Origin of the sequence: Arthrobacter sp. 131MFCol6.1, from assembly GCF_000374925.1 — a bacterium.
Lineage (GTDB): Bacteria > Actinomycetota > Actinomycetes > Actinomycetales > Micrococcaceae > Arthrobacter.
On the sequence record NZ_KB895548.1, the window covers coordinates 111,118 to 131,776 of the forward strand.

The window sequence follows — 20,659 nt, forward strand, 5'->3', positions numbered from 1 at the left end:
GACCCAATCTACCGAAGAGCGGCGCCTCAATTGCCGTTCTGCAGGTTGTTGGCCGCGACGTAGCCGGCGAGCGTTCCCGAGCGCAGTGCGGCGGAGACCGCGGCGGTCGCGGCAGGGTCTTTCAGGACAATCGACTGGCCGTCCCGGCTGGTCCCGGTGCCGGCGGTCGGCAGGGTGAAGAACACGGCACGCCCCGGCGGGGTGTTCCGCAGGCTGAAGGCGAGGTTTTCCAGCGGCTTCAGGGTGAAGCTTGCGTCCAAGGTCACGTGCGGCAGCACCGTTTTGATGAGTGTGCGGACGGTGCCGCGGTCCGCCAGGCCGCCTTCGGAAGCCATCTTGGCCATCATTCCTTTCAGGAAAGTCTGCTGGTTCCGGACCCGCTGGTAATCGCCGTCGGCGAAGGCATGGCGTTCGCGGACAAAGGCCAGGGCCTGCAGCCCGTTCAGGTGGTTCACGCCCGCCGGAAAATGCACCTTGTCATCTGCGGTGGCGGTGAATGGCTGTTTGATGGTGACGTCGACGCCGCCGAGCGCGTCCGTCATGGCCGCGAACCCTTGAAAATCCAGCATCACCGTGTGGTCGATGCGGGCACTCAGCAGCACCTCCACCGTCCGCGTCATCAGCGGCACTCCGCCCAGTTCCAGTGCGGCATTCACCTTCGCGGCTCCGTGGCCGGGGATGTCTACCCAGAGGTCGCGCATGATCGAGATGCCGTAGACGTTCTTCCGGTCCGCCGGGAGGTGGATCAGCACAAGGGCGTCGCCGCGCTGGTCGGAGGTGGTGCCGCCGGCCGCCGCCGCCCGTTCATTCACCCGGCTGTCGCTCCCGATCAGCAGGATGTTGAGGGCGACGGCGGGTGGTTCCGGGGTGGGCGTGGGGCTGGGCGCCGGCGTGGGGCTGGCCGGCGTCGCGGTCGCGGCCGCCGGGGCGGCGGCCGGTGCCGTGGTTCCGGCCGGTCCGGGGCTGCCGGGCCGGGTCCCGGGGAGAACGTACGCCGCGACCGCGACGGCCACCGCGGCGGCGACCGCGAGAAGTACTCCCAGCAGCAGCATCGTCCGGCGGCGGGCGCCTGCCGCGGCGGGCGGGGGAGGGGGCGGGGACGCCGCGGATGCCGCTGCTGCTGGCTCCGGAGCGTTCCCCATAAGCGGACGCTACCACTGCGCCCGGCCGCGGACTATGGGTCCAAGGGCCTCTCTGGGCGCCTCACCCGGCCGGGCTTAGTTGCCGTTCTCGAACTTGTTCGCCGCGACGTATTCGCCCAGGGTGTCAGAGGCCATCGCCGCGGAGATTTTTTGGATGGCGTCCGGGTCGGCCAGCACGATCGACTGGCCGTCCGTGGACGTTCCGATGCCCCCGGTCGGCAGGGTGAACATGACGGTGTTCTGCGCCCGGATGTCCTTGAGTTCGAGCCCCAGCCCTGCCACGGCGCCCGAATCGAGGGTTTTGTCGACCGTGACGAACGGCGAGACGGCACCGACCATGTTGTTGATGGTGATCGGGTTGCTCAGCGTCTGGCCGGCGATCGATTTTTTGATGATGGCCCGCAGGAACTCCTGCTGGTTGCGGACCCGCTGGTAGTCGCCGTCGGCGTAGGCATGGCGTTCGCGCACGAAGGCCAGGGCTTGGGTTCCGTCGAAGGTGTGCTGGCCCGGGGCGAAGGACTGGCCAGGCAGTGCGGTCGAGGTGAACGGCACCTTGATGTTCACGCTCACCCCGCCCAACGCGTCGGTGAGTCCCTTGAAGCCTTCAAAGTCGATCATCGCCACGTGATCGATGCGCTGCTGGAAGATCGACTCGATGGTCTGCACCATCAGCGGCGTACCGCCAAGGGCAAGCGCCGAGTTGATTTTCGCCTCGCCGTGCCCGGGGATGTCCACCCAGAGGTCGCGCATGATGGACATGGTGTAGATGTTCTTGCGGTCCGCCGGGATGTGCATGAGCATCAGCGTGTCCGCGCGCTGGTTCGTGGGCGTTCCGCCCGCCGCATCAGCCTCGGTGGCGCCGCGGCTGTCGCTGCCCATCACCAGGATATTCATCGCGGAGTTTGTCTTCTGCGGCCGCGTGGACTCGTCGGGGAAGGCCTGCTCAATCTTGCTCGTACCGGAGTCGAAGGTCCGTGCCAGGTTGAAGAGGTAGCCGCCAGCCACCACCGCGACGAGCGCCACCACCACGGCGACGGCGATCAGCACCTTGCGGCCTCGGTGTTTCTTCAGGGGCCGCCGTTCCCTGGATCCGGCCGCGGGGACTTGGTCTGCGCTGTCGAAGGGGTGCGTCATGTGTTCCTCTTGGTCAGTCGGGACGGTGCCCGGAATCTATCTGGCCGTACTCAGGCTGGCCGTACTCAGGCTGGCTGCGCCGGGGGCCAGGCGCCGGAAAGTGGGCGCGGTGGCGGCCTTCTTTACAGTACACCGGGCACGGCAACAATACTTCTGGCCCAAGAAGGCGCTAGATAACGCGGGGTTTCCCGGATATGAAGCGCACTGTTGCCTGCGTCACACTCCCTGCCTAGGCTGGGGGCGGTCGCAGCGTCGCGGCCAAACCGGTCGCAGCGTCGCGGCCAAAGCAGTAAATGCACGAACAGGGGAATCGTTTGAACCACAAACTCCGGGTTCTTGTCAGGCTTGACCTCGATTGCGGTCAGGCAGAAGTAGCAGCGCAGGGACATGTGACGGCGAGAAGCCTCCAGGCCCTGTACGTGGTGGTCAAGCGGGCGAACCACCTGAGGGAAGGACTCCACCTGGTGTTGGATGTCAGCCACGCCGTGGTGGAGCCGGCGGCCCTTGAGCAGCTGCGGGAGTGCTCAGCCTCCCATCACCTGCCCGCCGCCATTGATCCGCTTCAGTCCGAATGCCAGCTCAGCATCGTGGCGCCGGTGGAAACGACGGCGGTACCCCGGGCCAGGATGTTGGCGGCATAGCTCCGGCCCGTCGAACGAAACTCCTCCGGGAGTGCCCGGCTCTTACGGCCGCTCGGCCGTTGCCAGTCAGCCGTTGTGCCGCTCAGCTGCGGTGCGCGCGAAACGCAGGATGGTGAAGAGCGCGGGCGCGAGCTCGTACTCCATCTGTCGGTACATTCCTTCGCCGCGTCCGTAGGGATCCACGACGTCGTCCTCTGAAGCGTCCTGGGCAAGCGTCAAGTGCCGGACCGCAGCGGCCCGGGAGGGCAACTCGCGCCAAAAACTTCCCAGGTCCACGGCCGGATCCGCCGTGCCATCCCGCTGCGTGCTGCCCCGCTGTTCCAGGACGCTCAGCATGCGCGCGAACTCACGGACGGTAAACGTGCGCCGGAGCGCGGAGGCATCCAGCTGCAGCGCTTCGCCGCGGTGATGTGCGGCCATGGTCAGGACCAGATCGGTGTCGCGCAGGATCTTCGGCGTCAACTGCCGGGCGGCAAAGCCTTCCGGTGTTCCGCCATAGGCCCGGATGATGTCCGCTGAGCTGGGCTGGACGGGCTCGCCCACCATGGCCCGCGTGCCGGCACTCTCCACCTGGAAGGCGCCGGGTTTCATCCGGTCAAGTCCTGCCCGGAGCAGGCGCTCTGCGACGGGGGAACGGCAGATGTTCCCTGTGCAGATGGTCAGGATCCGAATGGGTGAGGACGACTCCAAGGCTTCCTTTTCCGGTTCGTGATGCTTAGCGGCAACGTGATGTTCGAGCTTATCCTCCCCCGGGCACCGGCGTGCGATTCCCCGCTGAAAGGATGCCTGGACGGCGCTATTCGGCGGACGGCCGCCGTCGTTGCTGTTTCGTTGCCGCCCGCTGTTCCTTGGCGGCGAGGCGTCGACGGTTCGAGCCGCGGGTGGGTTTGGTCGCCCGCCGCCGGGCAGCCTCGGGGGCAAGACCCTCTGCCACGAGGCCGGCGAGCTTGGCCAGGGCGATCTCGCGGTTGCGCAGCTGAGAGCGCTGCTCGGCGGCGGTCACGGTGATAACGCCGGCGATGAGGCGCCGTTCAAGGCGCGTGGCCAGCATCAGCCGTTGGCCATCCGAAAGCGCCGTCGAGGCCGCGACGTTCCACGAGAGTTCGACGCGGCTGTCCGAGGTGTTGACGTGCTGGCCGCCGGGCCCGGATGACCGCGAGAACCGCCAGCGGAGTTCCGACGCGGGAATGGTGAGCGCGGCCGACACCTCCAGATCCATACAACCAGCGTTGCACGGATTCCTGTCCTTGACGCATCTCCGGCCTTCCGCATATCCTGAACGAACGGTCGGTAATTATTTATCGGAAATCATTAGGAGCAACCATGGCATCGCAGACCCTGCAGTCAGTGCCCGCCGAGCCATCGCCGGCACGGCATGAACCGAGCCCCGAGGACGCGGCCCGGCGCGACGCCGAGGGCCAGGCATACTTCGACAAGGTCATGGCGGAAGATTCCCGGATCGAGCCGCGTGACTGGATGCCCCCGGCCTACCGCAAAACGCTCCTGCGCCAGATCTCGCAGCACGCGCACTCGGAGATCATTGGCATGCAGCCCGAAGCCAACTGGATCTCCCGCGCCCCGAGCCTGAAGCGTAAGGCCATCCTCATGGCCAAGGTCCAGGACGAGGCCGGCCACGGACTCTATCTGTATTCCGCTGCCGAAACCCTCGGCCAGCCGCGCGATCAGATGATGCAGGACCTGATGGACGGCAAGGCCAAGTACTCCTCCATCTTCAACTACCCCGCCCGCACCTGGGCCGACATGGGTGCCATCGGCTGGATGGTCGACGGCGCCGCGATCGCCAACCAGGTGCCGCTCTGCCGCGCCTCCTTCGGTCCCTACGGCCGGGCCATGGTGCGGGTCTGCAAGGAAGAGTCCTTCCACCAGCGCCAGGGCTTTGAGATCCTGCTGGAACTCTCCAACGGCACCCCGGAGCAGAAGCAGATGGCGCAGGAAGCGGTAAACCGCTGGTACGCCCCCGCCCTGATGATGTTCGGCCCGCCGGACGACGATTCGCCCAACTCCAAGCAGTCCATGGCCTGGAACATCAAGCGATTCAGCAATGACGAGCTCCGCAACCGGTTTGTCGGCATGATGATGGAGCAGGTCAAGGTCCTCGGCCTGACGCTTCCGGACAAGGACATCCGGTTCAACGAGGAAACCAAGAAGTGGGAGCACGGGCCGCTGGACTGGGCTGAATTCCATGAAGTCCTGGCCGGCCGCGGCCCCTGCAACGCCCAGCGCCTGGAACGGCGCCGCGAGGCACACCAGAACGGCGCCTGGGTGCGCGAAGCCGCCGCCGCCTACGCGGAAAAGCAGGCAAAGAAGCAAGCAGAAAAGGTATCCGCAGCATGATCCCCAACGACACCCCAACCTCGCAAGCTCGGCCGGGGACCCCTGTCGCCGTGGCCCCCACCGAACCCCAAGCAGGAAACGTCTGGCCCATCTGGGAAGTGTTTGTCCGCTCCAGCCGCGGCCTGTCCCACGTCCATGCAGGATCGCTGCACGCGCCCGACGCGGCCATGGCCCTGCGCAACGCCCGGGACCTCTACACCCGCCGCAACGAAGGGGTGTCCATCTGGGTGGTTCCGGCCGACGCCATCGCCTCCAGCGACCCCGATTCCAAGGGCTCCTTCTTTGAATCCCCCCAGGGCAAGGACTACCGCCACGCGACGTACTACACCAAGAGTGAGGGCGTGAAGCACCTGTGAGCACCACTCCCGAAACTGCCCTGCCGGCAGAAGAAACGGCCGGCCATGGCGACATCAACGTCGGCGTCACCGGAGCCAGCGGTAGCGGCGAGGCCACGGCCAGCGCCACCCGCATCACGCCCGGCAACGCCCTCCGTCCGGAGGACATTGCCCTCGCCGTCAGCCGCGGCTCCGCGAAGCCGAGCGAGGACGCTGCCGAGTTCGCGCTGCGCCTGGGTGACGACGCCCTGATCCTGGCCCAGCGGCTGGGCCACTGGATCTCCCGCGCCCCGGAGCTCGAAGAGGACGTCGCCCTCGGCAACATCGCCCTGGACGAACTGGGCCATGCCCGGTCCTTCCTCAGCTACGCCGGCGGGCTGGACGGGCGCAGCGAAGACGATCTCGCCTACTTCCGCAGCGAGCATGAGTTCCGCTCCGCGGCGCTCTTCGAGCAGCCGAACGGGGACTTCGCCGTCACCATTGCCCGGCAGTTCGTGGTCAGCTACTACCAGTTCGAGCTCTACCGCCGGCTGATGTCCTCCACCGACTCCACCCTGGCCGGCATCGCCGCCAAGGCGGTCAAGGAAGTGGACTACCACCGGGACCACAGCGCCCAGTGGGTGCTGCGCCTGGCCCTCGGCACGGACGAATCGCGCCAGCGGATGATCCACGCGTTCAAAGTCGTCTGGCCCTTCGTTGATGAGCTGTTCCACGACGACGAACTCACCGGACGCCTCAGCGAAGCCGGCGCCGCGCCCCAGCCGTCGAGCCTGCGCGAGGACTTCGACCGGCTCACCGGCGAGGTCCTGGCCGAAGCGGAGCTCGAGGTCCCCAACGTCCAGCCAACACCGGGCGGGGGCCGCCGCGGCCTGCACTCCGAACACCTCGGCTACATCCTCGCCGAGATGCAGGTGCTCGCCCGCGAGCACCCCGGGGCCAGCTGGTAGACACCATGGAAATGTTTGTCTCTGATCCGGAAACCGCCGAGCGCCGCAACGCCGCCAAGGGCAACACCGCCAAGGAAAAGGCCTGGGCGGTGGCTGCCACAGTGTGCGACCCCGAAATCCCGGTCCTCACCATCGCGGACCTCGGCATCCTTCGCGATGTCCAGGTCTCGACGGAACCAAGCACTGACGACGGCGGGATGGTTCCCGCCGTCCGGGTCACCATCACCCCGACGTACTCCGGCTGCCCCGCCATGGACGCCATCCGGGATGACCTCACCGCGGCTTTCCACCGCGCGGGGTACCCGAGCGTCCGGGTCGAACTGGTCCTCTCGCCGGCCTGGACCACTGACTGGATGAGTGCGGAAGGCAAGGCCAAGCTGGAGCAGTACGGAATAGCCCCGCCGTCCGGCCACACAGCTGTTGACGGAAAAGCAGTCCGGCACGCCGGCCCGGTCCGGCTCGCGCTCGCCGTCAAGTGCCCCCAGTGCTCATCCCTCAACACCAAAGAACTCACCCGCTTCGGTTCCACTTCCTGCAAGGCCCTCTACGTGTGCCAGGACTGCAAGGAACCGTTCGACTACTTCAAAGTCTTGTAAGGAACAGGTGCCTCCATGAAGGTTGTCCGCCAGACCGCCGCGGAGTCGGCCGCAGCCACCGGCCGCCGTCGTGCGTCCTTCCACACGCTGACGGTGGACGAGGTCCGCCGGCTCACCGACGACGCCATCGAGGTGACGTTCGGGGTCCCGGCCGAGCTCGCCGGGCAGTTCGACTACCTGCCGGGCCAGTACGTCGCGCTGCGCACCACGCTGCCCGACGCCGACGGCCAGCCGCACGAGATCCGCCGCAGCTACTCGATCTGCGCCGAACCGCGCAGTTTCGCGGACGGCAGCAGCGAAATCCGCGTCGCCATCAAGAAAGACCTCGGGGGCCTGTTCTCCACGTGGGCCAATGCCGAGCTCAAGGCCGGCGACGTCCTGGACGTCATGAGCCCCATGGGTGCCTTTGTCTCCAAGCACGGCCGCGACGGCAAATCTGTGGAACAGAACGTCATGAACTCGATGAACCATCCGCAGGACATGGCAACGGAACTGGCGGGTGAGCCCGGCTCCTTCGTGGCGATCGCCGCCGGCTCCGGCATCACCCCGGTGATCGCCATCGCCCGCACCCTGCTGGCGGCCCACCCGGAGACCCGCTTCGACCTCATCTACGCCAACAAGGCCGCCATGGACGTGATGTTCCTGGAAGAACTCGCGGACCTGAAGGACAGATACCCGGCCCGGCTGGCTCTGCACCACGTCCTTTCGCGTGAACAGCGGATCGCGCCACTGCTCAGCGGCAGGATCGACGCCGAGAAGCTGCAGGCCCTGCTGGGCACCGCGATCCACGCCGACGACGTTGACGAATGGTTCCTTTGCGGCCCCTTCGAACTCGTTCAGCTCTGCCGGGACACGCTCGCCGCGCGCGGCGTCGCCCCGGAGCACGTCCGCTTCGAACTGTTCACCTCGGGCAAGCCGGAGCGCCCCGAGGGCAACATTGGCCGGCCCGTGGTCACGGACGAATCCAAGGAAACCTACAAGATCACGTTCAAGCTGGACGGGCTGCAGGGCGAAGTGGCCAGCCCCACCCATGCCCGTGAGTCCCTCCTCAACGCCGCCCTCCGGGTCCGCCCCGATGTGCCGTTCGCCTGTGCCGGCGGCGTCTGCGGCACCTGCCGGGCGAAGGTGGTCAGCGGCAACGTCACCATGGACGAGAACTACGCCCTGGAGCAGGATGAGCTCGACAAGGGCTACGTCTTGACCTGCCAGTCCCACCCCACCACCCCGGAAGTCACGGTCGACTTCGACGTCTAAGGTTTTTCGAGGTTTTCCGAATCCAGGTTTTTTCGAATCCAAGGAGCCCCATGATTTCCCTTTCCATCGCCGACGGCGTCGCCGAGGTCGTCCTCGACGCCCCGCACAAGCTGAACTCCCTCGACGAGCAGGCGCTCGCGGATTTGTCCCGGGCGTACGACGACGCCGCTGACGCCGCCGCGCGCGGTGAAGTCCGGGCGCTGCTGCTCCGCGGCGAGGGCCGGGCCTTCTGCGCCGGCCGTGACATCGCCGGCGTGACCCCGGAGAGCGACGACGCGCAGGCCTACCTGGGCGGGCTCGTCCAGCCGTTGCTGAAGAAAATGAGCGCCTTTCCCGCGCCCACTTTCGCCGCTGCCCAGGGCGCCTGCCTCGGCGTGGGGCTGGGGCTGCTGCTGGCCACAGACGTGGTCTACGTGGCAGAGAACGCCAAGGTCGGCTCACCGTTCGCCAAGCTCGGTGCCACCCTAGACTCGGGCGGGCACTGGTATTTCACCGAGCGCCTGGGCATGCACCGGACCCTGGACCTGATCTACACCGCCGAGCTCATGAGCGGCGCCGACGCCGTGGCGCAGGGCCTGTTCAGCCGGGCCATGCCCGCGGCGGAACTGCTGGAGAATACCCGCGCCATCGTGGCCAACGTTGCCACCGGCGCCACGGGTGCGTTCCGGGCCAGCAAGCAGCTCGTCGCGCACATCCGGGACCAGCGGCTGGGGCTGTGGGAGGCCATGGAAGAGGAAAACGCAGAACAGGCACGGCTGTGCAAGAGCGAGGACTACGCCGAGGGTTTCCGCGCCTTCCAGGAGAAGCGCAGCCCGGTTTTCAAGGGCTGAGGGCCGGCCCGGCCGGGCGTCCCGGAAACGTGCTTTCGGGGTACTCGTCTTTTCTTCGAAGCATTTTCATTTCCGGAACCCGCTTGTAATGTTCGGTTATGACTCTGGGGAAATCTGTAAACAAGGCTGTCATACCTGCGGCGGGACTGGGAACGCGGTTCCTGCCGGCAACTAAGGCGATGCCCAAGGAAATGCTGCCCGTGGTCGACCAGCCGGCCATCCAGTACGTGGTGGAAGAAGCCGTCCGGGCCGGGCTGACGGATCTGCTCATGGTGACCGGGCGCCAGAAGCGGGCGCTGGAGGACCACTTTGACCGCGAGCCCTCGCTGGAGCACGCCCTCGAACTCAAGGGCGATTTCGACAGGCTGGAGGCCGTCCGTCACGCTTCCCGCCTGGGCCCGCTGCACTACGTGCGCCAGGGGGACCCCAAAGGCCTCGGCCATGCGGTCCTCTGCGCCCGCCAGCATGTCGGGTACGAACCGTTCGCCGTCCTGCTGGGCGATGACCTGATCGACGAGCGGGACGAGCTGCTGACCGCCATGATGGAGGTCCAGGCCCGGACGGGCGGCTCCGTCGTGGCCCTGATCGAGGTGGATCCGGCGGAAATTAGTGCCTACGGCTGCGCCGACGTTTCGGCGGTGCCGGGCCAGGACCATGTGCGGGTCAACCGGCTCGTGGAGAAGCCTTCAGCAGCCGAGGCCCCGTCCAACCTGGCCGTGATCGGCCGGTACATCCTGCACCCCGAGATTTTCGATGTCCTGGAGGACACCCCGCCCGGCCGCGGCGGTGAGATCCAGCTCACCGACGCGCTGCAGACCCTTGCCGTGTCCGACTGCGAGGGCGGAGGCGTCTACGGGGTGGTCTTCCGGGGCCGCCGGTATGACACCGGAGACAAACTGAGCTACCTCAAGGCGGTCATCTCGATCGCTGCCGACCGGGTGGAGTTCGGCGAAGAGCTCCGGGCCTGGATGAAGGCGTTCGTCAGCTAGCGGGTGTCCACATCCTCGAACACCAGGAACGTCTGGGTGTCCAGCACCCCGGGCATGGACTGCAGCTGGTCGAAGATCACCCGGCGCAGGTCGATGTTGTCCACGGCGCGCACCAGCAGGATGACATCGAAGTCCCCGCCCACCAGCGCGATGTGGTGGACCTCGGGGATGGCGCGCAGGAGTTCGCGCAGCTCGCGCCAGGAATGCTGGCGCACCTTCAGCGTGACGTAGGCAGAGGACTTCAGGCCGGCCTTGATGGGATCCACCAGGGCCGTGAACTTGGTCAGGACGCCCTCGCCTGTGAGCCGGGCGATCCGGGTGTAGGCGTGGGCGCGGGAAATATGAACGTTCTCGGCCACCTGTGTCACCGACATCCGGCCGTCCCGGGTCAGCTCCGCGATGATGTTCCGGTCCACATCGTCCAGCGGCACCGCCACCTGCTCTGATTCGAGCTCTGCCATTCGTCTACAACCCCCGCCGGTAATCCAGCTCACACTTACGATTTGTCTTCCAGATTAGGGCAAATTCGTGGACATCTCCACGATTACCGGGAGAGGTGGATACGAATCATCGGCTGGCGGCATACTGGGAAAGATTAGTGGCTACAGAAGGACGGACCAATGACGATCTCCGCAGACCACGCTGCGCAGCCAGCTGCGCAGCAGGCCGCGCAACAAGATCCAGCCGGTGAGGCCGTGAGCAAGTTCGGCATCACCGTTGAGGACTACATGCTGCCCGCCCGCCACCAGATCCAGATGGTGGGCCCGGACGGAACCCTGAATCCCCACACGGAGCAGGGCACCCAGCCGGGGCACGAGTACAGCCTGCCCAGCGAAGCCGAACTGATGGCCGCCTACGAGCAGCTCGTCGTCGGCCGCCGCGTCAATGACCAGAACTCCGCGCTGGTCCGGCAGGGCCGCATGGCCGTCTACCCCTCGAGCCACGGCCAGGAGGCGTGCCAGGTTGCCGCCGCACTGTGCCTTGCCGAGGGTGACTGGCTGTTCCCCACCTACCGCGACTCTGTGGCCGTCATGGCCCGCGGCGTGGATCCGGTCCAGACGATGACGCTCTTCCGAGGCGACTGGCACGGCGGCTACGACCCCGCCAAGAACAAGGTCGGCATCCAGTGCACCCCGCTGACCACCCAGCTGCTGCACGGCGTCGGCGTTGCCCACGCCGCCAAACTGCGCGGCGAGGACACCGTGGTCCTGGCCATGTGCGGCGACGGCGCCACGAGCGAAGGCGATTTCCACGAGGCCCTGAACTTCGCCGCCGTCTTCCACCTGCCCGTGGTCTTCTTCGTCCAGAACAACCAGTACGCGATCTCAGTGCCGCTGGCGCACCAGTCCGTTGCGCCCTCGCTCGCCCACAAGGCCGTGGGCTACGGCATGGCCGGCGAACGCGTGGACGGCAACGACATCGTGGCCCTGCTCGCCGTCCTCGGCCGGGCCGTCAAGCTCGCCCGGGAAGGTTCCGGCCCGCTGCTGGTGGAGGCACACACCTACCGAATGCAGGCGCACACCAACGCCGATGACGCCACCCGCTACCGGCAGGACAGCGAAGTCGCCGAATGGGTGGCGAAGGACCCGCTGAGCCGGATGCAGACCTACCTGACGGACCGCGGCCTGCTGGACGACGACCGCGCGGCCAGGATCGCCGAAAAGGCAGAAGCTGTGGCCACTCAGCTGCGCGAGGGCCTCAGCGAAGAGGTCCCGGTGGAACCGCAGGATCTCTTCAAGTACGTCTTCTCCACCCCCACACCACAGCTGAAGGAACAGTCCGCCATGCTCGCCGACGAACTGGCCCGCGACGCCGCGTCCACCGCAACCGCATCTGCTTCGAAGGGGGCCGGGAAATGAGCCCCACCATCACCACATCCTCCGAAGCGAACGGCAACGTCAGCGCCGCGACCGCGCGCGCCGCCGCCAAGGCTGCAGTTGCGGCCGAGCAGGCCGGCCCGCAGACCATCACCCTGGCCAAGGCCCTGAACACCGCGATGGCGGACGCCATGCACGCGGATCCCTCGGTCCTGGTCTTCGGCGAGGACGTCGGCATGCTCGGCGGCGTCTTCCGCATCACGGACGGGCTCACGAAGACCTTCGGCACGAGCCGCTGCTTCGACACCCCGCTGGCCGAATCCGGCATCGTCGGCATGGCGGTCGGCATGGCGATGAACGGCATGCGCCCGGTCATCGAGATGCAGTTCGACGCGTTCGCGTACCCGGCCTTCGAACAGATCGTGAGCCACGTCGCCAAGATGCACAACCGCACCAAGGGCGCCGTGAAGCTGCCCATGGTCATCCGGGTTCCGTACGCCGGCGGCATCGGGGGAGTGGAGCACCACTGCGACTCGTCCGAGGCCTACTACGCGCACACCGCCGGCCTGAAGGTCTTCACGCCGGCCACCGTGGCCGACGGCTACCGGATGCTCCGCGAAGCCATCGACTCCGACGACCCCGTCATGTTCATGGAGCCCAAGAAGCTGTACTGGTCCAAAGACCAGGTGGACCTGGATGCGCTGCGCGCCGAGCACGCCGCGAACACCGAGCGCGGCACGTCCTCCGAGGGCCGCGCCGCCGTCGCCCGCCCCGGCACCGACGCCACCCTGATCGCCTACGGCCCGTCCGTCCCGACGGCGCTCGCCGCCGCGGCCGCCGCCGCCGAGGAAGGCCGCTCGCTGGAAGTGATCGACGTCCGCTCGATCGTGCCGTTCGACGACGAGACCGTCTGCGCCTCGGTCCGCAAGACCGGCCGCGCCGTGGTCATCGCCGAGGCCCACGGCTTCGCGTCCGTGGCCTCGGAAATCGTCGCCCGGGTCCAGGAACGCTGCTTCCACCACCTGGCCGCGCCGATCCGCCGAGTTACCGGTTTCGACGTGCCGTACCCGGCGCCGAAGCTCGAGCACTACTACCTGCCCGGCGTGGACCGCATCCTCGACGCCGTTGACGACCTCCAGTGGGAAGACTGACCATGAGCGAACCGAAAGTATTCCTCCTGCCGGATCTGGGCGAAGGCCTCACCGAAGCCGAACTCGTGAACTGGCTCGTGTCCGTGGGCGACGAGATCCGCGTGGACCAGCCGATCGCCGAGGTCGAGACGGCCAAGTCCATGGTGGAGGTGCCCTCGCCGTACGCCGGCACCGTGGCCGTGCTGCACGGCGAGCCCGGCCAGACGCTCGACGTCGGTAAGCCGCTGATCTCTGTGATGCCTGTTGGTGCTGCTGCTTCTTCCGTTCCCGGTGGGGCTGGTGGCGCCGCCACAGGCGATGCCGCCCCCGCCCCTTCGCCGGACGGCATTGCTGCAAGCAGCATGCCGTCCGGCTCCGACAGGCCCGATGCCACTCCCGGGGCGGCATCATCCGCGCCGTCCGAGACCTCTGCGTCCTCGCCGGCTTCTGTTGCGGCTGAGGCTTACCGCGAGGAGGAGAAGGCCGGGTCCGGCAATGTCCTGATCGGGTATGGGACTCCGGGCGGGCATGGGGTTGCCCGGCGGACTCGGGCTCCTAAGCGGGCCGCGATGGCTGAGGCTGTCAGCGGGGTCTCTGCTGCCGAGAAGGCTGCCGATGACCTGGTGCTGATGCGCACCCGGGTTCCCGGGAAACTGGGGGCCGTTATTTCTCCGCTGGTTCGCCGGATGGCGCGCGATCATGGGGTTGATTTGGGGGAACTCCAAGGGTCGGGGGCCAGCGGGCTCATCATGCGGCGCGATGTCGAGGCCGTCATCAAGCCGTCGCCGGTGGTTGAGCGCCCGGCTGCTGCAGAGCCTGCAGAGCCTGCTGCGCCTGCCGCGGCATCCGGAGACACCGACGCGCGTACCGGGCTGGGCATTTCCGGACGCACAGCGGTCCGGGGCGTGCGCAAGGCGGTCGCGGCGAACATGACGCGCAGCCGCTCCGAGATCCCGGAAGCCACCGTGTGGGTAGACGTGGACGCCACTGCGCTGGTGGAGATGCGTGCCGCGCTGAAGAAGGCGGACCCGCACAGCACCCCCGGGCTGCTGGCCTTCATCGCGCGGTTTGTTACTGCCGGGCTCAAGAAATTCCCGGAGCTGAACACCCGGATCGTGACCACCGAGGATGCCGCGGGCGGCGCGATGCAGGAGATTGTGGCCTTCGACGGCGTCAACCTCGGGTTCGCGGCGCAGACCGACCGCGGACTGATGGTGCCGTCGGTGCGGAACGCGGACAAGCTCAGCGCCCGCGAACTGGACGCCGAGATCCGCCGCCTCACCGCCGTCGTGCGCGAGGGTAAAGCGACCCCGGCGGAACTGGGCAGCGGCACGTTCACGTTGAACAACTACGGCGTGTTCGGGGTTGACGGTTCCGCCGCGATCATCAACCACCCCGAGGTGGGGATCCTCGGCGTCGGGCGGATCATCGACAAGCCCTGGGTGGTCAACGGCGAGCTCGCGGTCCGCAAGGTCACCGAGCTGACGCTCACGTTCGACCACCGGGTGTGCGACGGCGGCGCGGCCGGCGGCTTCCTGCGCTACGTCGCGGACGCGATCGAGAACCCGGGGTCGGCGCTCGCGGACATGTAAGGCGTAACCCGGGATCCGCACCCCGGGTGAGGGGACGGGGACCGCACAGTCAGTCTGGTGCGGTCCCCGTCCTCTCTGGCCGGGCCGAAAGCCACCGCGCCAGCCACGACGCCGGCAGGAGCAGCAGCCACACGAATGGCGTGTAGGCGTTGAGGACGAACGCCGCCGGGATGGAGAGCAGGAAGACCAGCGCCACGGCAATCCGCGCATAAAAGATGCGGCGGTGGACGTGCGCGGCCATCTCGCGGTCCATGAGCCCCGCGTGCTTCGCATAGCCCCAGATGGCCGCCAGCATCAGATAGACCGCGGCAATGTTGGCGGCGTAAAGGACGCTCGGCCACGGGGTGGGATCGTCCCCGTAGTCACTGAGGACCGCCGTCGGACCGGGCAGCATGGCGATGAAGAACAAGAGGGCCAGGTTCAGCCAGGCCAGGTTCGCATTGAAACGGCGGATGAGGGCAAAGTCGGAGTGGTGGGACATCCACGTCTTGGCGATGATGACAAAGGACAAGGCGTACGCCAGCAGCTGCGGCAGGGCAGCAACCAAGGCGTCGTCCACCTGCTCCGCGGGAATGCCCTCGGGCAGTTTCAGGTCCAGGGCCAGGAGCGTCAGGGCGATCGCGAAGACGGCATCGCTGAAGAACACCATCCGCTCCAGGGACGTGCCGGATTTCAACGGGAGCCACCCCCATTCGTTCGGTGGAGCACCTGGCTCAATCAAGGGAAGTAGCCCACAGGCTACACCGCCGCGCAGGCCACGACGAGGGGTCCGGGCATACCCGCCGCAGGGACGGGACGGGCATGCCCTGACGGGAAATGCCAGCCAGCGCGGGTAGAATCGAGGCCTGCACAGCACCAACAACGCCGGACCAACAAAGCCGGAAAAGCGTCGGAAATACGGAGATTCAATGTCACGATGGCTCGAAGTCGGTCCGGACAACTACGTACTGACAACCCAAGGTTCCCTGCTCAACACGGGTCTGGTGGTCGGCACCGAGCGCGCCATGGTGATCGACACCGGCGGCGGCCCCCGGCAGGGCCGCGAGATCCTGGCCGCCGTGCGGGAAAAGACCGGGCTGCCGCTCGTCGTCGTCAACACACACGCCCACTACGACCACTTCTTCGGCAACGCCGTCTTCGCCAGTGACGGCGTCACGGAATTCTGGGCGCACGAGAACTGCGCCGCGGAAATCGAGGAGAACGGCGACGAGCAGCGCCGCCTTGTGGCCTCCGCGGAACCCGAAATGGCGGCCGGTCAGGGCTCCGACGCTGAGCTGGTGGTTCCGAACGCCATCGTGAAGGACCAGCCGGTCCTCGTGGATCTTGGCGGACAGACCGCCACCCTGTTCTATCTGGGCCGCGGCCACACCGACGGCGACCTCTTGGTCGGCACGGCAAGCACCCTCTTCGCCGGCGACCTCGTTGAACAGGGTTCCCACCCATCCTTCGAGGACTCATTCCCGGAAGACTGGGCCGACGCCCTCCGGCACCTCTCCGCGCTGCGGCACCGCTACGAATTCCTGATTCCCGGCCACGGCGAACCGTGCTCGGACCAGTTCGTCAAGACCATGGCCAACACCATGAGCACCGCGGTCCGGCAGGCGATCCAGGCCACCCGGGAAACCCCGGACGATGCAACCAAGGCCATCCCGATCCTGCCCTACGGCCCCGAACAGTCGCGCTGGTTCATCAAGCGCCTGCAGGACACGCGGGCCCACCGCTAAGTCCAGATAAATGGCGGTGATGGTAAGCGTGCTCATTACTGCCCCTAGACTTGTTCCTTGAACGATGTCAATCGAGCACTGCAGCGGTCTGCGCTGTGATCCCTGGGGGGAACGAACATGCCAGAACCGGTCGAAAACAAGACCGCCAACGCCCTCGCTGAAGCTGAAGCAGCTGAAGAGCAGGCCCAACTTCCGCGCCGGAGAGACCGCCGCCGCGGCGACGACTCTGACGCCTGGACAGGAACCATGCCCATCATTTCGAGCAACCAGGCCGAACAGCGCCCTTCAGCCCCCAGCAGTTCCTGGGCGGAGGCCGCCGCTGCCGCCGATGCGCCAGCCCGCCCGCAGCCTGCCAAACCGTCCAAGGATCCCGTGCTGAAGCCGCCTGCCCCCGAGGCCGCTCCTGCCGTGCCCGCCCAGCCCACCCGTTCCACGCGTTCGGCCAGCAGGGCCGCGGCCCTGGCCGACGCCCCGCTGCCCGACTTCATCAGCTCCCCGGGTCTCTTTGTCCGCGAGCAGAAGCCCCGGCCCGTCGGCGGGTTCCGCGGCGCCCTCTACAACCTGACCGGCGGCGGGCTGAACCTGGGCCCGAGTGCCAGGCAGCGTGAGGAAGACGAGCTGGCCCGGCGCATCTCCCGCCAGCTCCAGGGCAGCTACAACACGGCCGTCCTGAGCCTCAAAGGCGGCATCGGGAAGACCTCCACTACGGTCGGCGTCGGACTGACCCTGGCCGAGTTCCGGGGCGATCCTCCGTGCGCCATCGACGCCAACCCCGATTCCGGCGACCTCGTCGAGCGCGCCCTCGGCGAAGGGATCTACCAGCAGCAGAGCCCGCGCACCATCACGGACCTGCTCAAGAACATCGAGTCAGTCGATTCCCTCACGGCCCTGGCCCGCTACATGCACCACGCCGGCAGGCTGCACCTCATTGCCGGCGAACAGGACCCCGAGGTATCGGATTCGCTGACGGCCGAGGAATACCTGCGGATTCGCAAGCTCATCTCCGCCTACTACTCAGTGGCGCTGATCGACTGCGGCACGGGCGTGACGCACAATGCCATGAGCGGCATCCTGCAGTCGGCGGACAACCTGATCATCGCGGCCGGCTATGCCGTCAGCGGAGCCAAGCGGGCCCGCAGCACGCTTCACTGGCTGGCCAGCCACGGCTACGAAGACCTGGCCCGCAACGCCGTCGTGGTCATCACCGACAAGGACGAGGTGTCCACCCGGGTGGACAAGGACGCCATCGAGGAACACCTGTCCGGCATCTGCCGCCAGCTGATCGCGGTTCCGCACGACCGCGGGGTGGCCGACGGCGACCTCGTCACCCTTGATGTGCTGCGCCCCGAAACGCGGCGCGCGTACCGGGAGATCGCCGCGGCAATCGTCGACGGATACGTCTAAGCGCGACCCGTGCCGACCTCCGCGGTACATTTGAGCATGGCCAACAACTCACTCGGGGTCGACGCCGCCCGCCACCTCCAGGACCTGCTTCTGGGAACCGACAACGTCGAGGACTTCCTGGGCCGCCTTGCGGAGTTCTCGGCCGCCACACTGAGCCGTACGACCGGCGCCGAGATTGAGTGCGGCGTGACCTTGCAGCGCCGTAAGCGGACCATGACGGTCGCGGGAAGCAGCCCGCGGGCAGTCACCCTGGACCGCATCGAACAGACCCTCGGTGACGGCCCCTGCATCGAGGCGCTGCGGACCAGGTCCGTGGTCCTGCTGGCGGATGTCGACGCCGATCCCCGCTGGCCCGACTACCAGCGGCAACTTGCCGCCAACGGGTGCCGCAGCACGCTGGGCGTTCCGCTGGAAATCGGCGACGACGCCGCCGCGGCCCTGAACTTCTTCGGGGCGGACACCGGGCTGTTCACGGACGACATCATTGCGGAGGCGGCCGGATTCGCCGACCTCGCCGGCCGCGCCCTCCGGCTGGCCGTGCGGCTCGGAACCTTCCAGTCCCGGGCCGAAGATCTCCAGTCGGCCATGGAACACCGCACTTCCATCGATCTCGCCTGCGGTGTGATCATGGCCCAGAACCGCTGCTCCCAGGACCAGGCCATGGCCATCCTCACCAAGGTCTCCAGCAACCGGAACCAAAAGCTCCGGGAAGTCGCCGCGGACGTGCTCCGGCACCTCACCAGCGAGGAAGTCCGCACCCACTTCGACGCGTAGGGCAGGGACGGCCGCGGTGGATGCCTAGGATGAAGGGGATGACCACCACACGCCTCGCGCCCTTCAGCCTCCGCAGCATCGCCGTTCCCGCGTTCGGGCCGGCACTCATGTTCAGCCTGGGCGAGGGCGCGATCCTCCCCGTGGTCGCCCTGTCCGCCCGCGATCTTGGCGCCTCCGTGCCCGGTGCCGCGCTGATTGTTACGCTGATCGGCCTCGGATCGTGGTTCTTCAACCTTCCGGCGTCGCTGATCACCCTGAAATTCGGGGAACGCTGGGCGATCGTGGGGGCCGCGGCCGCCAGCGCGTTCGCCCTCGCCGCGGCGGCAATCGCTCCGCTGTTTTCCGGCGGCCTCTGGGTGCTGGCGGCGGCGATGGTGGTGGTCGGCATGGCCGCCAGCGTATTCAGCCTGGCCCGGCAGAAATACCTGACCGAGGCCGTGCCGGTCATGCTCCGGGCCCGGGCCTTGTCCACCCTCGGCGGCGTCAACCGGATCGGGATCTTCATCGGCCCGTTCGTTGGCGCCGCCGTGATGCAGTTTGCCGGCATCAGCGGGGCCTACTGGGCCGGCGTCGTCGCGATGGCCGCCGCGGCAGCCGTGTCCGTCACCATCCCCGACCTCGAGGCGAAGCCGGTGCCGGCCGGCGGCGTTCCGGCGCAACAGCCCACCTTGCGCGGGATCGCGGTGTCCCACGCCGGCGTCTTCCTGAGCGTGGGGATCGGGGTCCTGCTGCTGAGCGGGCTGCGCGCCTCGCGCCAGGTGGTCATCCCGCTGTGGGCCGATCACCTGGGCCTGGACCCCACCCAGACCTCCCTGATTTACGGGATCTCCGGGGCGATCGACATGCTGGTGTTCTATCCGGCCGGAAAGCTGATGGACCGCAAGGGCCGGCAATGGGTGGCCGTGCCGTCCACGCTGATCATGGGGACGGCCATGGTGCTGATTCCGCTCAGCACGGGCTTCGTCTCGCTCATGCTTGCGGCGCTCCTGATCGGCTTCGGCAACGGGATCAGCTCGGGCCTGAACATGACGCTCGGGGCCGATTTTTCGCCGGACAACGGCCGCGGCCAGTTCCTGGGCATCTGGCGCTTCATGGCCGACGCCGGCGCGACCGGCGGGCCCGTGCTGCTTTCCGCCGTCACCGCCGTCGCGTCCCTGGGGGCCGGCGTGGCCGCGACCGGTGTGATCGGCTTGGCCGCCGCGGCCGTGTTCGCTGTGACCATTCCGCGGCTCAGGCACCGCCGGAACTACTGAGCGCTGCCGGGCCCAGAACGACAAGCAGGTAGCGACTACTCGGGTGCATGCTAAGCGGGCTTAGTAGGGTCGGGCCAGTGCGCCGGTGCATTCCATGCCGGCCCTACGTGGGGCGGCACGAGTGCCGTTGTCAGGGTCCGCCCGTGATTATTTGCAGCGCATGGTCTCCGCCCGGATGGGTGATGCGTTTCGACGCAAAAAAATGAGGAGATGCTCATGTTCCGAAAACCGTCCCGCTGGTTCGCGCCCCTGGCTGCAACAGCAGCCCTGCTACTTGCTGCTTCGCCCGCGGGTGCAACTGTCACCCGTCCGCCCAACCCGCCGGATTTTGTTGTTTCGGCCGATCTGGCGTGCGGCTTTGATCTTGGCGTCTCCGGTACCGGCGGAAAGATTACGCGGATTGACTTCAAGAACGGCAACTTCTTTCAGGTTGGCAAGGGAGTCATCCTCACCTATACCAACATGAGCAACGGGAAGACGTACAGGGTCAACACGGCCGGAACCGTGGCGAGATTCACCCAAAACCCGGACGGAAAAACCTGGACGTTCAGCGCCGCAGGCCATTTTGGGTTTATATTCTTTCCGACAGATGCGCCCGGGGCCGGGGCCTTCCAGTACACCGGACAGTTGAAGCTCACCATTGACTCGCCGAGCACTGTGAACGTGCTCTCCGTGGACTCCAGCGGGGGCAAAGCCGTGGACATCTGCGCACGTCTCAGGTAGCCATCGCAGGATCACGTAG

The 20,659-nt window shown here is 67.2% G+C and carries 22 protein-coding genes; 16 read left to right on the plus strand and 6 right to left on the minus strand.

What is annotated here, in order from left to right; translation table 11 throughout:
• Window positions 1-26: 26 nt before the first annotated feature.
• Both C566_RS21580 and C566_RS0114710 read right to left on the minus strand, forming a co-directional pair.
• Window positions 27-1,142, minus strand: coding sequence for an LCP family protein (locus C566_RS21580; protein ID WP_043467038.1), 1,116 nt, complete (start codon window positions 1,140-1,142; stop codon window positions 27-29).
• A gap of 75 nt (window positions 1,143-1,217) precedes the next feature.
• The gene (locus tag C566_RS0114710; RefSeq protein WP_018775115.1) at window positions 1,218-2,276 is read right to left on the minus strand and encodes an LCP family protein; all 1,059 of its coding nucleotides are present in this window, start codon (window positions 2,274-2,276) and stop codon (window positions 1,218-1,220) included.
• A 389-nt stretch (window positions 2,277-2,665) separates the two neighbouring features.
• Here C566_RS0114710 and C566_RS0114715 point away from each other — a divergent pair, with 389 nt between their 5' ends.
• Window positions 2,666-2,917 carry a hypothetical protein gene (locus C566_RS0114715; protein WP_018775116.1) on the plus strand — a complete coding sequence of 84 codons (252 nt, stop codon included), beginning with the start codon at window positions 2,666-2,668 and terminating at the stop codon, window positions 2,915-2,917.
• 66 nt (window positions 2,918-2,983) lie between these two features.
• Here C566_RS0114715 and C566_RS0114720 read toward each other — a convergent pair whose 3' ends face one another.
• Window positions 2,984-3,607 (minus strand): arsenate reductase/protein-tyrosine-phosphatase family protein, encoded by a 624-nt coding sequence (locus C566_RS0114720; RefSeq protein WP_018775117.1) that lies wholly within the window; start codon window positions 3,605-3,607, stop codon window positions 2,984-2,986.
• Window positions 3,608-3,713: 106 nt separating this feature from the next.
• Complete coding sequence (arfB, locus tag C566_RS0114725; RefSeq protein ID WP_018775118.1) at window positions 3,714-4,136, minus strand: alternative ribosome rescue aminoacyl-tRNA hydrolase ArfB; 423 nt, start codon at window positions 4,134-4,136, stop codon at window positions 3,714-3,716.
• A gap of 104 nt (window positions 4,137-4,240) precedes the next feature.
• Between arfB and paaA the strand changes: the two genes are divergently transcribed.
• From paaA to galU, 7 genes are all read left to right on the plus strand, one after another.
• Complete coding sequence (paaA, locus tag C566_RS0114730) at window positions 4,241-5,272, plus strand: 1,2-phenylacetyl-CoA epoxidase subunit PaaA (protein ID WP_018775119.1); 1,032 nt, start codon at window positions 4,241-4,243, stop codon at window positions 5,270-5,272.
• Window positions 5,269-5,628 carry a 1,2-phenylacetyl-CoA epoxidase subunit PaaB gene (paaB, locus tag C566_RS0114735; protein WP_018775120.1) on the plus strand — a complete coding sequence of 120 codons (360 nt, stop codon included), beginning with the start codon at window positions 5,269-5,271 and terminating at the stop codon, window positions 5,626-5,628. The genes paaA and paaB overlap by 4 nt, the downstream gene beginning before the upstream one ends.
• A complete protein-coding gene (gene paaC, locus C566_RS0114740) occupies window positions 5,625-6,554 on the plus strand; it encodes a 1,2-phenylacetyl-CoA epoxidase subunit PaaC (protein WP_018775121.1) in 930 nt (309 codons plus the stop codon). Before paaB ends, paaC begins: the two co-directional genes overlap by 4 nt.
• Window positions 6,555-6,565: 11 nt before the next feature.
• Window positions 6,566-7,150 carry a 1,2-phenylacetyl-CoA epoxidase subunit PaaD gene (gene paaD, locus C566_RS0114745; protein ID WP_018775122.1) on the plus strand — a complete coding sequence of 195 codons (585 nt, stop codon included), beginning with the start codon at window positions 6,566-6,568 and terminating at the stop codon, window positions 7,148-7,150.
• Window positions 7,151-7,165: 15 nt separating this feature from the next.
• Window positions 7,166-8,404 (plus strand): 1,2-phenylacetyl-CoA epoxidase subunit PaaE, encoded by a 1,239-nt coding sequence (paaE, locus tag C566_RS0114750; protein ID WP_018775123.1) that lies wholly within the window; start codon window positions 7,166-7,168, stop codon window positions 8,402-8,404.
• 50 nt (window positions 8,405-8,454) lie between these two features.
• Window positions 8,455-9,234, plus strand: coding sequence for an enoyl-CoA hydratase/isomerase family protein (locus C566_RS0114755; protein ID WP_018775124.1), 780 nt, complete (start codon window positions 8,455-8,457; stop codon window positions 9,232-9,234).
• Between the two features lie 98 nt (window positions 9,235-9,332).
• Window positions 9,333-10,223: a UTP--glucose-1-phosphate uridylyltransferase GalU gene (galU, locus tag C566_RS0114760; RefSeq protein ID WP_026266722.1), complete on the plus strand. Its 891-nt coding sequence runs from the start codon at window positions 9,333-9,335 to the stop codon at window positions 10,221-10,223.
• On the opposite strand, the gene C566_RS0114765 is transcribed toward galU, so the two are convergent.
• A complete protein-coding gene (locus C566_RS0114765; RefSeq protein ID WP_018775126.1) occupies window positions 10,220-10,684 on the minus strand; it encodes an Lrp/AsnC family transcriptional regulator in 465 nt (154 codons plus the stop codon). The genes galU and C566_RS0114765 overlap by 4 nt on opposite strands.
• A gap of 159 nt (window positions 10,685-10,843) precedes the next feature.
• On the opposite strand from C566_RS0114765, the gene pdhA reads away from it, so the two are divergent.
• From pdhA to C566_RS0114780, 3 genes are read left to right on the plus strand one after another with little or no spacing between them, the layout of a single operon-like run.
• The gene (gene pdhA / locus C566_RS0114770; protein ID WP_018775127.1) at window positions 10,844-12,082 is read left to right on the plus strand and encodes a pyruvate dehydrogenase (acetyl-transferring) E1 component subunit alpha; all 1,239 of its coding nucleotides are present in this window, start codon (window positions 10,844-10,846) and stop codon (window positions 12,080-12,082) included.
• Complete coding sequence (locus C566_RS0114775; RefSeq protein WP_018775128.1) at window positions 12,079-13,191, plus strand: alpha-ketoacid dehydrogenase subunit beta; 1,113 nt, start codon at window positions 12,079-12,081, stop codon at window positions 13,189-13,191. Before pdhA ends, C566_RS0114775 begins: the two co-directional genes overlap by 4 nt.
• A 2-nt stretch (window positions 13,192-13,193) precedes the next feature.
• On the plus strand, window positions 13,194-14,762 hold the full coding sequence (locus C566_RS0114780; RefSeq protein ID WP_018775129.1) for a dihydrolipoamide acetyltransferase family protein: 1,569 nt from the start codon (window positions 13,194-13,196) through the stop codon (window positions 14,760-14,762).
• 49 nt (window positions 14,763-14,811) lie between these two features.
• Here the strand turns inward: C566_RS0114780 and C566_RS0114785 are convergent, their stop codons facing one another.
• On the minus strand, window positions 14,812-15,438 hold the full coding sequence (locus tag C566_RS0114785) for a TMEM175 family protein (RefSeq protein ID WP_018775130.1): 627 nt from the start codon (window positions 15,436-15,438) through the stop codon (window positions 14,812-14,814).
• Between the two features lie 232 nt (window positions 15,439-15,670).
• Here C566_RS0114785 and C566_RS0114790 point away from each other — a divergent pair, with 232 nt between their 5' ends.
• The 5 genes from C566_RS0114790 to C566_RS0114810 all read left to right on the plus strand — a co-directional run bounded on the left by C566_RS0114790 (window position 15,671) and on the right by C566_RS0114810 (window position 20,640).
• The gene (locus tag C566_RS0114790; protein WP_018775131.1) at window positions 15,671-16,486 is read left to right on the plus strand and encodes an MBL fold metallo-hydrolase; all 816 of its coding nucleotides are present in this window, start codon (window positions 15,671-15,673) and stop codon (window positions 16,484-16,486) included.
• Window positions 16,487-16,603: 117 nt separating this feature from the next.
• Window positions 16,604-17,890 (plus strand): MinD/ParA family ATP-binding protein, encoded by a 1,287-nt coding sequence (locus C566_RS0114795; protein WP_018775132.1) that lies wholly within the window; start codon window positions 16,604-16,606, stop codon window positions 17,888-17,890.
• Between the two features lie 36 nt (window positions 17,891-17,926).
• Window positions 17,927-18,664 carry a GAF and ANTAR domain-containing protein gene (locus tag C566_RS0114800; protein WP_018775133.1) on the plus strand — a complete coding sequence of 246 codons (738 nt, stop codon included), beginning with the start codon at window positions 17,927-17,929 and terminating at the stop codon, window positions 18,662-18,664.
• Between the two features lie 38 nt (window positions 18,665-18,702).
• Window positions 18,703-19,917, plus strand: a complete 1,215-nt coding sequence (locus tag C566_RS0114805) for an MFS transporter (protein ID WP_018775134.1) — start codon at window positions 18,703-18,705, stop codon at window positions 19,915-19,917.
• Window positions 19,918-20,133: 216 nt separating this feature from the next.
• Complete coding sequence (locus C566_RS0114810; RefSeq protein WP_018775135.1) at window positions 20,134-20,640, plus strand: hypothetical protein; 507 nt, start codon at window positions 20,134-20,136, stop codon at window positions 20,638-20,640.
• The last annotated feature ends 19 nt before the right edge of the window (window positions 20,641-20,659 follow it).

Bases quoted from the DNA above. Each gene is read 5' to 3' on its own strand.
- C566_RS21580 (WP_043467038.1), bottom strand. From the start codon at position 1,142: ATGGGGAACGCTCCGGAGCCAGCAGCAGCGGCATCCGCGGCGTCCCCG.
- C566_RS0114710 (WP_018775115.1), bottom strand. From the start codon at position 2,276: ATGACGCACCCCTTCGACAGCGCAGACCAAGTCCCCGCGGCCGGATCC.
- arfB (WP_018775118.1), bottom strand. From the start codon at position 4,136: ATGGATCTGGAGGTGTCGGCCGCGCTCACCATTCCCGCGTCGGAACTC.
- paaA (WP_018775119.1), top strand. From the start codon at position 4,241: ATGGCATCGCAGACCCTGCAGTCAGTGCCCGCCGAGCCATCGCCGGCA.
- paaB (WP_018775120.1), top strand. From the start codon at position 5,269: ATGATCCCCAACGACACCCCAACCTCGCAAGCTCGGCCGGGGACCCCT.
- paaD (WP_018775122.1), top strand. From the start codon at position 6,566: ATGTTTGTCTCTGATCCGGAAACCGCCGAGCGCCGCAACGCCGCCAAG.
- paaE (WP_018775123.1), top strand. From the start codon at position 7,166: ATGAAGGTTGTCCGCCAGACCGCCGCGGAGTCGGCCGCAGCCACCGGC.
- C566_RS0114755 (WP_018775124.1), top strand. From the start codon at position 8,455: ATGATTTCCCTTTCCATCGCCGACGGCGTCGCCGAGGTCGTCCTCGAC.
- galU (WP_026266722.1), top strand. From the start codon at position 9,333: ATGACTCTGGGGAAATCTGTAAACAAGGCTGTCATACCTGCGGCGGGA.
- C566_RS0114765 (WP_018775126.1), bottom strand. From the start codon at position 10,684: ATGGCAGAGCTCGAATCAGAGCAGGTGGCGGTGCCGCTGGACGATGTG.
- pdhA (WP_018775127.1), top strand. From the start codon at position 10,844: ATGACGATCTCCGCAGACCACGCTGCGCAGCCAGCTGCGCAGCAGGCC.
- C566_RS0114775 (WP_018775128.1), top strand. From the start codon at position 12,079: ATGAGCCCCACCATCACCACATCCTCCGAAGCGAACGGCAACGTCAGC.
- C566_RS0114780 (WP_018775129.1), top strand. From the start codon at position 13,194: ATGAGCGAACCGAAAGTATTCCTCCTGCCGGATCTGGGCGAAGGCCTC.
- C566_RS0114790 (WP_018775131.1), top strand. From the start codon at position 15,671: ATGTCACGATGGCTCGAAGTCGGTCCGGACAACTACGTACTGACAACC.
- C566_RS0114795 (WP_018775132.1), top strand. From the start codon at position 16,604: ATGCCAGAACCGGTCGAAAACAAGACCGCCAACGCCCTCGCTGAAGCT.
- C566_RS0114800 (WP_018775133.1), top strand. From the start codon at position 17,927: ATGGCCAACAACTCACTCGGGGTCGACGCCGCCCGCCACCTCCAGGAC.
- C566_RS0114805 (WP_018775134.1), top strand. From the start codon at position 18,703: ATGACCACCACACGCCTCGCGCCCTTCAGCCTCCGCAGCATCGCCGTT.
- C566_RS0114810 (WP_018775135.1), top strand. From the start codon at position 20,134: ATGTTCCGAAAACCGTCCCGCTGGTTCGCGCCCCTGGCTGCAACAGCA.